The sequence below is a fragment of the Streptomyces sp. NPDC006872 genome, from assembly GCF_040635845.1.
GTDB lineage: Bacteria > Actinomycetota > Actinomycetes > Streptomycetales > Streptomycetaceae > Streptomyces.
In genome coordinates, this window is sequence record NZ_JBEYIL010000007.1 from 106,783 (window position 1) to 120,409 (window position 13,627).

The following is a 13,627-nucleotide window of genomic DNA, read 5'->3' on the forward strand; positions in this document are numbered from 1 at the left end:
GCGTGGAGGAGCGTCCATGTGGCCAGCGTAGACGCGCGCTTATGGGAATGAGCCGTTCAGCGATGGGAGCGTGCGGCGCACCGCACTTGACTGGAGTCATGACACAGAACACGGCACAGAACACGACAGAGAAGACAGCGAAGAAGACGGCAGCGAAGACGGCCGCGCCGCAGACGGCGGTGCAGCAGACGACCGTGGTGGTGACCGGCGTGTCCGGTCGTACGGGCGGCCGGGTGGCGCGGGCCGCCGAGGCGGCCGGGCTCACGGTGCGGGCGGCCTCGCGGGCGCAGGGCTTCGACTGGCACGACAGTTCGACGTGGGCGGACGTCCTGCGCGGCGCCGACGCGGCGTACCTGGTGTATCCGACGGACGTGGGCGCCCCGGACGCGGCGGACGCCGTCGGGCGGCTGGCTCGGGAAGCGGTCGCGCTCGGGGTGCGGCGGCTGGTGCTGCTGTCGTCGCGGGGCGAGGAACGGGCGCTGCCGACCGAAGAGGCGCTGCAGGCGTCGGGCGCCGACTGGACGGTCGTCCGGGCCTCGTGGTTCGCGCAGAACTTCAGCGAGGGGCCGCTGGTGGAGGGGCTGCGACAGAGCGGTGAGCTGGTGTTTCCGGGTGGGGAGGTGCGCGAGCCGTTCGTCGACCTGCGGGATGTCGCCGACGTGGTGGTGAAAACGCTTACTACGGGCGATCGGTACGTGGGGAAGGCGCTGGACGTGTCCGGGCCGCGGCTGCTGACTTTTCGGGAAGCGGTTGCCGAATTCGGACGTGCCACCGGGCGCGCGCTGACCTACACGCCGGTGTCAGCGCGTCAGTACGGCGAGCAGCTGGCCGGGTTCGGGGTACCGCCGGAGGAGGTCGCGTTCCTGGTGGAGCTGTTCGACTCCCTCCTCGACGGGCGCAACGCCTACCTCTCCGAGGGCGTCCAGGAGGTGCTCGGACGCGAGCCGCGCGACTTCGCGGAGTTCGCGAGGGACGCGGCGGGCGCAGGCGTCTGGAAGGCGTAGCCCCCGTCCCTGGGTCGCGCCCTCGAGGGCTCCCGCTCCGGGGATCCCGCTCCGAGGACCTCATCGCACGGGCTCACTTCCCCTCAAGGCTCACTGCTCGCGGGGGTGTTCCTCCCCGTTCGCACCGTTTCCTTTCGGAGAGCTCTTCACCTGCGTCCGGAACCGTCCCGTCACGTCCTCCGGCGGGAGGAACCGGGACCACCGCTCGGGGAACTCGGACGGCATGTCGGGGTCGTCCGGGTCGTCGTCCTCGTGGGAGCGGGCCGCGGCCATGCGGGCGACGTACTCCGCGGCCTCCTCCTCCCGCAGCCGTTCGTTGGCGGCGCGGGCCGCGGCCGTCGCGGCGGCCGGCCAGACCCGGTCGATCGCGGCGTTGACGGCGGCGCCGACCAGCACGGCGAAGGCGGACACGCCGATCCACAGCATCACGGCGACGGCGGCGGCGAGGGAGCCGTAGATCGACGCGCCCTCGACCGTGTTCGTCAGGTAGATGCGCAGCAGGAAACTGCCGAGCACCCACATGGCGAGGGCGACGAGCGCGCCGGGCACGTCCTCGATCCACGGGGAGCGCACGGGCACGGAAACGTGGTAGAGCGTGGTCAGAAACGCGATGGACAGGATGATCACGACCGGCCAGTACAGGACCTGCACCACGGTCGTCGACCAGGGCAGGATCCGCACCACCGCGTCCGGCCCTGCCACCATCAGCGGCAGGGCGACCGAGCCGATCAGCAGTGCCGCGACGAACAGCAGGAACGCCACCAACCGCGTCTTGACGATGCCGCGCACGCCGTCGAGGCCGTACATCACGGTGATGGTGTCGATGAAAACGTTCACCGCGCGCGATCCGGACCACAGCGCGAACAGGAAACCGATGGAGATGACGTCGGGGCGGCCGCCCTTCATGACGTCGTCGAGGATCGGCTGGGCGATCTGGCTCACGCCCTTGTCGGACAGGACCCTGCGCGAGGCGTCGAGGAGGTTGGACTCCAGGCTGGTGATGGTGTCGGTGCCGGTCCAGTCGTCGACGTAGCCGAGCAGGCCGATGAGGCTGAGCAGGAGCGGGGGCACGGACAGCAACGTGAAGAAAGCGGCTTCTGCGGCGAGTCCGAGGATGCGGTACTCGATGCAGGAGTTGACGGTGTCCTTCAACAGCAACCAGGCGGTCCGGCGCTTGGAGACGTTCCGGTAAAGGGCACGCGCCCGGTGGAGACGCCCGGTGGGGCTCCCGGGTTGCTCGGGTGACTGACTTGCTGGCTGCACGCCTTAAAGGTATCCGCCGTTCGGGGCTGCACTCACCTTCGGCCGGACTGCTTCACCGGGTCGGGGAGCGGCGCGCGGGCTCCGGATGGCCATGACCGCCGTACCCGAGGGTAGGTTCGGGCTATGGCAGGCAGCACGCACACCGTGACCAACCAGCCCCCGCCCCTGACCGGGTACGACGTCTACGGCACCGATCGGGCGCTGCTGGATGCCGTGGCACGGCACCTGGATCCGGAGCTGCTCGTCGAGGCGCGCGACGAGCTGTCGGAGCTCGGGTGGGCGGCCGGATCCGCGCAGGTACAGGAGTGGGCGGTGCAGGCCGACCAGCACCCGCCGAGACTGCGCACGCACGACCGTTACGGGCATCGCATCGACGAGGTCGACTTCCATCCGGCGTGGCACCGGCTGCTCGGCAAGGGCGTGGGGGCGCATCTGACGGATGCCTGGGCGCGGTCGGGCGGGCATGTGCGGCGGGCGGCGGGTTTCCTGGTGTGGACGCAGGTCGATGCGGGCAACTGCTGTCCGCTGTCGATGACCCACGCGGCGGTACCCGCGCTGCGCGCCGATCCGGAGCTGGCCGCGGAGTGGGAGCCCCGGCTGACGTCCACGGTCTACGACCGTGTGCTGCGGCCGGCCCGGCTGAAGGCCGGGGCGCTGTTCGGGATGGCGATGACGGAGAAACAGGGTGGCAGCGACGTACGGGCGAACACGACGGTCGCCACTCCTCTCGCCGAGGACGGCGCCTACGAGCTGACCGGGCACAAGTGGTTCTGTTCGGCTCCCATGTCGGACGGTTTCCTGGTGCTGGCGCAGGCGGCCCCGCTGACGGGCGAGGGCGGGCTCACGTGTTTCCTCGTGCCGCGTGTTCTCGAAGACGGTACCCGTAACGTTTTCCGTCTCCAGCGGCTGAAGGAGAAGCTGGGAAACCGGTCCAACGCCTCGGGAGAGGTCGAGTTCGACGGGACATGGGCGCGCCGGGTCGGTGAGGAGGGGCGCGGGGTGCGCACCATCATCGACATGGTGGCGGCGACCAGGCTGGACTGTGTGGTCGGGTCGGCGGGGCTGATGCGGCAGGCGGTGGCGCAGGCGATCCACCACTGCACCTACCGTGCGGCGTTCGGCGGAAAGCTCGTCGACAAGCCGTTGATGCGCAATGTCCTGGCCGATCTCGCGCTGGAGTCGGAGGCGGCGACCACGCTCGCGCTGCGGCTCGCGGCGGCCTACGACGACGGGAGCGAGCAGGAGCGGGCGCTGCTGCGGATCGCGGTTCCGGTGGCCAAGTACTGGGTGACCAAGCGCTGTGCGTCGGTGACGGTGGAGGCGTCGGAGTGCCTGGGGGGAAACGGTTACGTGGAGGAGTCGGGGATGCCCCGGCTGGTGCGGGAGTCGCCGCTGAACTCGGTCTGGGAGGGCGCCGGCAACGTCCAGGCACTGGATGTGCTGCGGGCACTGCAGCGCGAGCCGCAGGCACTGAACGCCTATCTCCAGGAAGTGGGACGGGCGCGCGGGGCGGACCACCGGCTGGACGGGGCGATCAAGGGCCTGCTGACGGAACTGGCCGATCTGGACGGCGTCGAGGGACGGGCCCGGCGGCTGGCGGAGCGGTTCGCCCTGGTGCTCCAAGGGGCACTGCTCGTACGATTCGCGCCGCCGGAGGTCGCCGACGCGTTCTGCGCCTCGCGGCTGGGCGGGGACGGGGGTCTGGCCTTCGGGACGTTGCCGCACAGTCTGGACCTGGCGGCGATCGTCGAGCGGGCCGAACCTCGGCCGTGACCGCTGTGACCTGGAGAAACCTGTGGCGGCAGGAAGCGGGGGTGGTGCTGCGCCGACACGGCACCACCCCCGCCGCAATGGCCCTGCGAGGCCAGAATCGCCGCTCGGGACGGCTTGACTCAAGTTTCAAACAGGCTGTGGATGTTCACCAGGGTTGCAGGGGGTTGCAACTTGTCGGCGGTTGTGACGGGACTATGCCCCTCCGTCATGTGTGGACGGCAAGATGGGGCCTTCGGCAAGACCTTCAGATAAGACCGGAAACAATTGGCGCAGGAACTTGACATCCGGTTGTCCGCCTGTGCTCCCCGGGAGGCCCAGTGGTGATGCCAGCGATGAACGTGCCGCAGCTGGCGGCCGTCGACGCCGCACGGGCGGCGCGGGTGCTCAACGAGGTGCGCGATGCCCGGCTGGCCGGCCAGCGGGCGCGCGTCGCCCCGCGGCCCGTGATCGAGCAGTCCTGGGAGCGGATGCTGCGCAGCGGCGTCGACCCCGAGCACGATTTCAGAGTGGGGCTGCTCAGCTCCGACGAGGTGCGGCGGCGGCGGGAGGAGTCGCCGCTGCGCGAGGTGCTGCCGGTGCTGCGCGAGGGGTTGCTGTCGGTCGCGGACGTCGCCCACCACATCATGGTGGTCGCCGACGCCGAGGGCCGGGTGCTGTGGCGCGAAGGCTGCAACCCCGTGCTGCGCAAGGCCGACGGGCTCGGCTTCGAGCTGGGCGCGGACTGGGGTGAGGCCGTGGTCGGCACCAACGGTGTGGGCACGCCGGCGGTGGTGCGCAGGCCCGTACAGGTGTTCGCCTCCGAACACTTCGTGCGCTCGCACGCGACCTGGACCTGCGCGGGCGCCCCGATCACCGATCCGCGCAACGGCCGGCTGCTCGGTGTGGTCGATGTCAGCGGGCCGCTGGAGACGATGCATCCGGCCACTCTGGCCTGGGTCGACTCGGTGGCGAAGCTCGCCGAGTCCAGGCTGCGCGAGAAGCACCTGAGTTCGCTGGAGCAGTTGCGTGCGGTGGCGGCGCCGGTGCTGGCCCGGCTCGGCGGCCGGGCGGCCGCGGTGGACGCGGAGGGTTGGACGGCGGCGGTGACCGGGATGCCGTACGCGAGCCGGATCGCGCTGCCCAAGTCGACGTCCGCGGGCCGCCGGTGGCTGCCGACGCTCGGGCTGTGCTCGATCGAGCCGCTGGCCGGGGGCTGGCTGGTGCGGTCGGTGGACGAGGCCGCCGAGCCGCCCGCGCGCGGCGTGACCCGGATCGTGCTGGACCTGACCCGGTCCAGACGCTGGTCGGTGACCGTGTCGGGGGACGCGGGATCCTGGTCGCATGAACTCAGCCCGCGGCATGCCGAGTTGCTCTATCTGCTGGCGGCGCACCGGGGCGGCCGCAGCGCGGCGGGCCTGGCCGAGGACATGTTCGGCGACTCCGGCCGTACGGTGACGGTGCGAGCGGAGATGTCCCGGGTGCGGCGGTATCTCGGGGGTTTTCTGGAACACCGGCCGTATCGTTTCTGCGAAGACGCCGAGGTCGAGGTGCTCCTTCCGGCGGATCCGAAGGGTTTGTTGCCCCATTCGACCGCGCCCGCGGTGGCACGAGACCGGATGTCGACACCGTAGCAACAATGCTTCATCCGAGTTCTTCCGTCGGCATCTTCCGCATATTTGCGGGGTCTTCGTCCTCTGTGGCAGTCGACTGCCGTAGCATCCCTCTACGGGTCACCCCACCTGCTCCTCGGTCAACGTACGGATCATCAGGCGCAGTTGGCCCGCCTCGGGAGGACGAATGAGACAACGTGGCCGACATCGCCGGCGCAGGCGAGGCAGGGCACTGCGGGCGTTCCTGTCCGGCGCCGCTCTCGCGCTCACCGCTGCCGCCACCATGGTCAGTGTTTCCCAGGCGACGGTGACCGACGACGGCCCCGGGGGCCTGAAACCGCTTACGACATCGTCCGAGACCGGGAAACTACGGCTGGCGGAGAACCTGGTGCCGCAGGCCTCCCTGGAGCGGCTCGCTGCCGGGATGGGCCGACCGGTCGGCGTCGGTGCGGTACTGGAGGGCGCCGACCGCACCCTGCGGGACGCGATCGACTGCACGGCCGCCGAGCGCAAGGTTCTGCCTGTCTCCCCCGTGGCCGCGCGTGCGTACTGCTGGAACACGGACGACACCGAGGGCTGGCAGCCCGGCGCGGTCACCACGTCGGGGGACGCGGACGACGACGGCGTCTGGGGCGCGAACCGGGTGATCCTCTCCGGCTGGTCGCGCAGCGGCGGCACGGCGGCCGACCGCGGGCTGGCCCGGGTCGGCTTCGTGAACGCGGGCAATCTGAACCACCTCTCCTACACCTGGGCACTGCTCGCCGTCCCCGTCGACGACGGCCGCGACTACCGGGGGCTGGTCTCCCATGTCTCCGGGATGGTCTGGTACCAGGACAAGCTGCTGGTCACCGCCGACGACGGGGACCGGTCGGCGCTCTATGTGTACGACATGAACCGCATCCAGCGCGCCACGGTCGCCGACGACGCGGTCGGCCGGGTGCCGGGCGGCTGGTCGGCAAACGGTTACCGCTTCGTACTGCCCGCCATCGGCTCCTACGAGCTGAGCGACGACTCCGACGCCCCGCACCCCGCAACCGTCTCCCTCGACCGCAGCACCGCGCCGGACAGCCTGGTGGCCGGGGAATGGACCCTCGACGAGGGCGACCGGGGCGCCCGCCTGTGGAGCTACCCCTTCAGCACCCTGCCCGGCCATGAGGGGCTGCTCGCCGCGAGCACGACCGGGCAGGTGGCTGCCTCGGAGGCGTACGAGACGAGCGTCACCGGAGTACGGGGCGTGCTGTCCTACGGCCCGGACTGGTACGTGACCCGCGCCGCCGGCCCGAAGGACGAGCACGGGACGCTGTGGCGGCAGACCGTCGGCACGACGGATGGCGACGAGAACGGCAAGGCCGACGGCTCGAGCGCCGCGGTGTGCGGCAGCGAGGAAACACACAGCTGCTGGAGCACGCAGACCGAGTCCCTTTCCTACTGGGCGGCGACCGGCGAGGTCTGGACCCAGTCGGGGCGGGTGCTCTTCGCACTGCCGCTGGCCTCGATCGACAGAACGACGAAGTAGATGATTCCCTGACGGGCATGACCAACATCCCCGTGACCACCTGGTCCCTGGAGCAGACCGACCCGACCGACCTCCTCCCGGCCGCCGCGCCCGAGGGGGACGTCCGGATCGTCCGCTCCGAGGCCCCCTCCCCGGAGTTCAGCCGTTTCCTGTACGCGTCCGTCGGCGGGGACATCCGCTGGATCGACCGGCTGCGCTGGACGTACACGCAGTGGCAGGAACATCTGGCGCGCCCCGGAGTCGAGACCTGGGTCGCATACGACCGGGGCACACCGGCCGGGTACGTGGAGCTGGAGCCGCAGGACGACGGTGTCGTAGAGATCGTTTACTTCGGGCTGCTCCCGGCCTTCCGCGGGCGGCGCATCGGCGGGCACCTGCTGTCGTACGGAGCCGCCCGGGCATGGGACCTCACGGACCGCTGGCCCGGACTGCCCGAGACCAAGCGGGTGTGGCTGCATACCTGCAGCCTGGACGGCGAGCACGCGATGGACAACTACCAGCGACGCGGTTTCAAGCTGTTCGACACCAAGGTCGAGGAGCAGCCCGAGGCGTCCGCGCCGGGCCCCTGGCCGGGCGCGTTCCCGGCCTGACCCACTGCTCCTATCCGTTCTGACCTGCGCCGACAAGAGGCGTCGCAGCGCATGTGATCGAGGACACTCTCGTCTCGCATACCGGGACAAGGGTGTCCGCATCTCGGACGAAGCTGGACTGGGTCCAGATCGCCTGACACGCTTTCGTCATGTCCGGAACTGGAATTGCCTTGGTGAGTCGGCGGCACGTCGACCTCGGCCGCATGTCCAGCGCCATCTGTCCGGCGAGCTGACGAGCCCCAGCACCGCCGACATCTCCGCAGAGCCCCCTCCTGCGCAATGACGCGCATCTGTTCTCCCATGCGCGTCTATACGCGCAGGTCAGAGCCGCTTCCCGCCTGTTCCGAAGGACGTTCAACCATGGCCGCCACCCCGCAGAACCCTGCCGCCGCGACTCCCCGCCGCAAGGTGAGCCGTCACCGCGGCGAGGGCCAGTGGGCAGCGGGACACTTCACCCCGCTCAACGGCAACGAACAGTTCAAGAAGGACGATGACGGTCTCAATGTGCGGACACGCATTGAGACGATCTACTCAAAGCGGGGCTTCGACTCGATCGACCCCAACGACCTGCGCGGCCGTATGCGCTGGTGGGGCCTGTACACCCAGCGCAAGCCCGGGATCGACGGCGGCAAGACCGCGATCCTGGAGCCGGAGGAGCTGGACGACAAGTACTTCATGCTGCGCGTGCGCATCGACGGCGGCCGGCTCACCACCGAGCAGCTGAGGGTGATCGGCGAGATCTCGCAGGAGTTCGCGCGCGGCACCGCCGACATCACCGACCGGCAGAACATCCAGTACCACTGGATCCGCATCGAGGACGTGCCCGAGATCTGGAACCGCCTCGAGGCGGTCGGCCTGTCCACGACCGAGGCCTGCGGTGACACCCCCCGCGTGGTCATCGGCTCGCCCGTCGCCGGCATCGCCGAGGACGAGATCATCGACGGCTCCCCGGCCATCGAGGAGATCCAGCGGCGGATCATCGGCAACAAGGCCTTCTCGAACCTGCCGCGCAAGTTCAAGTCCGCGATCTCCGGCTCGCCGCTGCTCGACGTGGCGCACGAGATCAACGACATCGCGTTCGTCGGTGTGCACCACCCCGAGCACGGCCCCGGGTTCGACGTGTGGGTCGGCGGCGGCCTGTCCACCAACCCCAAGATCGGCGTCCGGCTCGGCGCCTGGGTTGCGCTGGACGAGGTTCCGGACGTCTACGAGGGCGTCATCTCGATCTTCCGTGATTACGGTTACCGGCGGCTGCGCACCCGCGCCCGTCTGAAGTTCCTCGTCGCGGACTGGGGTCCGGAGAAGTTCCGCCAGGTGCTCGAGGACGAGTACCTCAAGCGCAAGCTGGTCGACGGCCCGGCCCCGGACCAGCCGGTCGCCCGCTGGCGCGACCACGTCGGGGTGCACCGCCAGAAGGACGGCCGTTTCTACATCGGTTTCGCCCCACGTGTCGGCCGAGTCGACGGCGCGACCCTGACGAAGATCGCGGAGCTCGCGGAGGCGCACGGCTCGGGCCGCGTGCGTACCACCGTCGAGCAGAAGATGATCGTCCTCGATATCGAGGAGCCGCAGGTCGAGTCGCTGGTCGAGGCGCTCGAGGCGCTGGACCTGACCGCCAAGCCCTCCCCGTTCCGGCGCGGCACCATGGCCTGCACCGGCATCGAGTACTGCAAGCTCGCCATCGTCGAGACCAAGCAGCGCGGCTCCTCTCTGATCGACGAACTGGAGCGCCGCATCCCGGAGTTCGACGAGCCGATCACCATCAACATCAACGGCTGCCCGAACGCCTGCGCCCGGATCCAGGTCGCGGACATCGGTCTCAAGGGCCAGCTGGTCCTCGACGACCAGGGCGAGCAGGTCGAGGGCTACCAGGTCCACCTGGGCGGCGCACTCGGTCTGGAAGCCGGTTTCGGTCGCAAGGTCCGCGGTCTGAAGGTCACCGCGGACGAGCTGCCGGACTACGTGGAACGTGTGCTGAAGCGGTTCCAGGAGGAGCGCGAGGACGGCGAGCGGTTCGCCGCCTGGGCCTCTCGCGCCAGCGAGGAGGCCCTCTCATGAGCGAGCGGGCCGCCCCTTTCTACTGCCCCTACTGCGGCGACGAGGACCTGCGTCCGAACGAGCAGGGCCACGGCGCCTGGGAATGCGCGGCATGCAACCGCGCATTCCAGCTGAAGTTCCTCGGGCTGCTCGCCCGGGGCGTTCAGCGCACCGAACCGGGAGGGGACGCGATATGACCACCGTTCAGGAAGGCCGTACGACCGACGAGTTGAAAGCGCTGGCCGAGCAGGCGGGCCACGACCTGGAGGAGGCCTCCGCCCTGGAGATCCTCCAGTGGGCGGTGGACACTTTCGGCAAGCAGTTCTGCGTGACGTCCTCCATGGAGGACGCCGTGGTCGCGCATCTGGCGTCCCGCGTCCTGAAGGGCGTGGACGTCGTGTTCCTCGACACCGGTTACCACTTCCCCGAGACCATCGGCACCCGGGACGCGGTCGAGGCCGTGATGGACGTCAACGTCATCACGCTCACCCCGCGTCGGACCGTCGCCGAGCAGGACGCCGAGTACGGGCCGAAGTTGCACGACCGTGACCCGGACCTGTGCTGCAAGTTGCGCAAGGTGCAGCCGTTGGAGGAGGGACTGCGGGGCTACCGCGCCTGGGCCACCGGCCTGCGGCGCGACGAGTCGCCCACGCGGGCGAACACTCCGGTCGTCGGCTGGGACGAGAAGCGGCAGAAGGTCAAGATCTCGCCAATCGCCCGCTGGACCCAGGACGACGTCGATGCGTACATCACTGAGCACGGCGTACTGTCCAACCCCCTGTTGATGGACGGTTACGCGTCCGTCGGCTGCGCCCCCTGCACTCGTCGGGTCCTCGAGGGCGAGGACGCGCGCGCCGGCCGCTGGGCGGGGCGCGCGAAGACCGAGTGCGGGCTGCACGGCTGACCGCCATGACCGCGACTTCCATGAACGACCCCGTCCCCACCCCCACTTCTACGAACCGGGAGAACCACGTGACGACCGGAGCCACCGTCTGGCTCACGGGTCTGCCGAGTGCCGGCAAGACCACCATCGCGTACGAGCTGGCCGGCCGGCTGCGTGAGGAGGGCCACCTCGTCGAGGTGCTCGACGGCGACGAGATCCGCGAGTTCATCTCCGCAGGTCTCGGTTTCAGCCGCGAGGACCGGCACACCAACGTGCAGCGCATCGGTTTCCTTGCCGAACTGCTGGCCCGTAACGGCGTCAAGGCGCTCGTCCCGGTGATCGCGCCGTACGCCGACAGCCGTGAGGCCGTGCGCAAGCGGCATCAGGAGAGCGGAACCGCTTACCTGGAGGTGCACGTGGCGACCCCGGTCGAGGTGTGCTCCGTCCGTGATGTGAAGGGTCTGTACGCCAAGCAGGCGGCGGGCGAGCTGACCGGGCTCACCGGGGTCGACGACCCGTACGAGTCGCCCGAGTCACCCGATCTGCGGATCCAGTCCCAGGACCAGACCGTGCAGGAGTCCGCGGCGTCGGTGTACGCGCTGCTCAGCGAGAGGGGACTGGCATGACGACGACCGTCGCCAAGGCCGAGGAGGGCAGCACGGCCAGCCCGTACGCCCTGAGCCACCTGGACTCGCTGGAGTCCGAGGCGGTGCACATCTTCCGCGAGGTGGCGGGCGAGTTCGAGAACCCGGTGATCCTGTTCTCCGGCGGCAAGGACTCCATCGTCATGCTGCACCTGGCGCTGAAGGCGTTCGCCCCCGCGGCGATCCCCTTCTCGCTGCTGCACGTGGACACCGGACACAACTTCCCCGAGGTCCTCGACTACCGCGACCGGGTGATCGACGCCCACCGGCTGCGCCTGCACGTCGCCTCCGTGCAGGAGTACATCGACCGCGGCACCCTGCGCGAGCGTCCCGACGGCACCCGAAACCCGCTGCAAACGCTTCCCCTCACGGAGAAGATCCAGTCGGAGAAGTTCGACGCCGTCTTCGGCGGCGGCCGTCGCGACGAAGAAAAGGCACGCGCAAAGGAACGCGTCTTCTCGCTGCGCGACGAGTTCTCCCAGTGGGACCCGCGCCGCCAGCGCCCCGAGCTGTGGAACCTCTACAACGGACGCCACGCACCCGGTGAGCACGTCCGCGTCTTCCCGCTGTCCAACTGGACCGAACTCGACGTGTGGCAGTACATCGACCGGGAGGGCATCGAGCTCCCGGAGATCTACTTCGCGCACGAGCGGGAGGTGTTCCAGCGCGCCGGCATGTGGCTGACCGCCGGCGAGTGGGGCGGGCCCAAGGACGGCGAGACCGTGGAGAAGCGCCTCGTGCGTTACCGGACCGTCGGTGACATGTCCTGCACCGGCGCGGTCGACTCCGGCGCCGTCACGCTCGACGACGTCATCGCCGAGATCGCCGCCTCCCGGCTCACCGAGCGCGGCGCCACCCGCGCCGACGACAAGATGTCCGAGGCCGCGATGGAAGACCGCAAGCGCGAGGGGTACTTCTAACCATGACCACGATCACCGCCGAGGAGCTCTCGGCCACCACCCTGCTGCGCTTCGCCACCGCCGGCTCCGTCGACGACGGCAAGTCCACCCTCGTCGGCCGGCTCCTGCACGACTCCAAGTCGATCCTCACCGACCAACTGGAGGCCGTGGAACGCGTATCGGCCAGCCGCGGCCAGGAGGCGCCCGACCTCGCGCTGCTCACCGACGGCCTGCGCGCCGAGCGCGAGCAGGGCATCACCATCGACGTCGCCTACCGCTACTTCGCCACCCCCCGCCGCCGCTTCATCCTCGCCGACACCCCCGGACACGTGCAGTACACCCGCAACATGGTCACCGGCGCCTCCACCGCCGAACTGACCGTGATCCTGGTGGACGCGCGCAACGGTGTGGTGGAACAGACCCGTCGGCATGCGGCGATCGCGGCTCTGCTCCGGGTCCCGCACGTCGTCCTGGCCGTCAACAAGATGGACCTGGTCGACTACCAGGAGTCGGTGTTCGCGGCGATCGCCGAGGAGTTCACGGCGTACGCGAGCGAGCTGGGCGTCCCGGAGATCACCGCGATCCCCATCTCGGCGCTCGCCGGGGACAATGTCGTCGATCCGTCCGCGGTCATGGACTGGTACGGCGGCCCGACGTTCCTGGAACACCTGGAAACGGTTCCGGTAAGTCACGACCTGGCGCACTGCCACGCCCGTCTTCCCGTGCAGTACGTGATCCGGCCGCAGACCGCCGAGCACCCGGACTACCGGGGGTACGCGGGTCAGATCGCGGCCGGCACGTTCCGGGTGGGCGAGCCGGTGACCGTGCTGCCGTCCGGCCGTACGTCGACGATCTCCGGCATCGACCTGCTGGGCGAGCCGGTGGACGTGGCGTGGACGACCCAGTCGGTGACCGTGCTGCTGGCGGACGACGTCGACATCTCGCGCGGTGACCTGATCGTGCCCACGAAGGACGCGCCGGCCACCACGCAGGACGTCGAGGCGACCGTGTGCCACGTCGCCGACCAGCCGCTGACTGTCGGGCACCGGGTGCTGATCAAGCACGGCACCCGCACGGTCAAGGCGATCGTCAAGGACATCCCGTCCCGTCTCACGCTCGACGACCTGTCCCTGCACCCGCACCCGGGACAGCTCGTCGCCAACGACATCGGCCGCGTGAAGATCCGCACCGCGGAACCGCTTCCGGTGGATTCCTACGCCGACTCGCGGCGCACAGGATCGTTCATCCTGATCGATCCGGCCGACGGCACCACGCTCACCGCGGGCATGGTCGGCGAGTCGTTCGCGTCGCCGGAGCCGGTCAAGGACGACTCCGACGAGGACGGTTGGGACTTCTGAAATGACCACAACCGATTTCTACTCGACGTTCGCGAAGGAGGGCGGCCGTGTCGGCAGCGGCGCCCTCGGCA

General features: G+C 69.7%; 13 protein-coding genes. 12 read left to right on the forward strand and 1 reads right to left on the reverse strand.

Translation table 11 applies throughout. From position 1 onward, the window contains the following. Nucleotides 1–98 precede the first annotated feature (98 nt). The gene (locus ABZ725_RS21700; RefSeq protein ID WP_358804232.1) at nucleotides 99–1,004 is read left to right on the forward strand and encodes an NmrA family NAD(P)-binding protein; all 906 of its coding nucleotides are present in this window, start codon (nucleotides 99–101) and stop codon (nucleotides 1,002–1,004) included. Nucleotides 1,005–1,094: 90 nt separating this feature from the next. On the opposite strand, the gene ABZ725_RS21705 is transcribed toward ABZ725_RS21700, so the two are convergent. Continuing rightward, nucleotides 1,095–2,267 carry a YihY/virulence factor BrkB family protein gene (locus ABZ725_RS21705; RefSeq protein ID WP_358804233.1) on the reverse strand — a complete coding sequence of 391 codons (1,173 nt, stop codon included), beginning with the start codon at nucleotides 2,265–2,267 and terminating at the stop codon, nucleotides 1,095–1,097. Between the two features lie 123 nt (nucleotides 2,268–2,390). On the opposite strand from ABZ725_RS21705, the gene ABZ725_RS21710 reads away from it, so the two are divergent. The 11 genes from ABZ725_RS21710 to ABZ725_RS21760 all read left to right on the forward strand — a co-directional run bounded on the left by ABZ725_RS21710 (nucleotide 2,391) and on the right by ABZ725_RS21760 (nucleotide 13,556). Then, the gene (locus ABZ725_RS21710) at nucleotides 2,391–4,040 is read left to right on the forward strand and encodes an acyl-CoA dehydrogenase family protein (RefSeq protein ID WP_358804234.1); all 1,650 of its coding nucleotides are present in this window, start codon (nucleotides 2,391–2,393) and stop codon (nucleotides 4,038–4,040) included. Nucleotides 4,041–4,372: 332 nt separating this feature from the next. Further along, on the forward strand, nucleotides 4,373–5,650 hold the full coding sequence (locus ABZ725_RS21715) for a GAF domain-containing protein (RefSeq protein WP_358804235.1): 1,278 nt from the start codon (nucleotides 4,373–4,375) through the stop codon (nucleotides 5,648–5,650). 166 nt (nucleotides 5,651–5,816) lie between these two features. After that, entirely contained in the window at nucleotides 5,817–7,145 is a 1,329-nt protein-coding gene (locus tag ABZ725_RS21720; protein ID WP_358804236.1) for a hypothetical protein, read from the forward strand. Between the two features lie 17 nt (nucleotides 7,146–7,162). After that, the gene (locus ABZ725_RS21725; protein ID WP_358804237.1) at nucleotides 7,163–7,735 is read left to right on the forward strand and encodes a GNAT family N-acetyltransferase; all 573 of its coding nucleotides are present in this window, start codon (nucleotides 7,163–7,165) and stop codon (nucleotides 7,733–7,735) included. Between the two features lie 149 nt (nucleotides 7,736–7,884). Next, the gene (locus tag ABZ725_RS21730; protein ID WP_309486338.1) at nucleotides 7,885–7,968 is read left to right on the forward strand and encodes a putative leader peptide; all 84 of its coding nucleotides are present in this window, start codon (nucleotides 7,885–7,887) and stop codon (nucleotides 7,966–7,968) included. Between the two features lie 127 nt (nucleotides 7,969–8,095). Further along, nucleotides 8,096–9,793, forward strand: coding sequence for a nitrite/sulfite reductase (locus tag ABZ725_RS21735; protein WP_358804238.1), 1,698 nt, complete (start codon nucleotides 8,096–8,098; stop codon nucleotides 9,791–9,793). Beyond that, the gene (locus ABZ725_RS21740) at nucleotides 9,790–9,969 is read left to right on the forward strand and encodes a hypothetical protein (RefSeq protein ID WP_351909278.1); all 180 of its coding nucleotides are present in this window, start codon (nucleotides 9,790–9,792) and stop codon (nucleotides 9,967–9,969) included. Before ABZ725_RS21735 ends, ABZ725_RS21740 begins: the two co-directional genes overlap by 4 nt. Next, nucleotides 9,966–10,676, forward strand: coding sequence for a phosphoadenylyl-sulfate reductase (locus tag ABZ725_RS21745; protein WP_351909280.1), 711 nt, complete (start codon nucleotides 9,966–9,968; stop codon nucleotides 10,674–10,676). Before ABZ725_RS21740 ends, ABZ725_RS21745 begins: the two co-directional genes overlap by 4 nt. A gap of 20 nt (nucleotides 10,677–10,696) precedes the next feature. Further along, nucleotides 10,697–11,281 (forward strand): adenylyl-sulfate kinase, encoded by a 585-nt coding sequence (gene cysC / locus ABZ725_RS21750; protein WP_358804529.1) that lies wholly within the window; start codon nucleotides 10,697–10,699, stop codon nucleotides 11,279–11,281. Beyond that, a complete protein-coding gene (gene cysD / locus ABZ725_RS21755; RefSeq protein ID WP_358804239.1) occupies nucleotides 11,278–12,219 on the forward strand; it encodes a sulfate adenylyltransferase subunit CysD in 942 nt (313 codons plus the stop codon). Before cysC ends, cysD begins: the two co-directional genes overlap by 4 nt. A 2-nt stretch (nucleotides 12,220–12,221) precedes the next feature. Next, nucleotides 12,222–13,556, forward strand: a complete 1,335-nt coding sequence (locus ABZ725_RS21760; RefSeq protein ID WP_351909286.1) for a GTP-binding protein — start codon at nucleotides 12,222–12,224, stop codon at nucleotides 13,554–13,556. Nucleotides 13,557–13,627 lie beyond the last annotated feature (71 nt).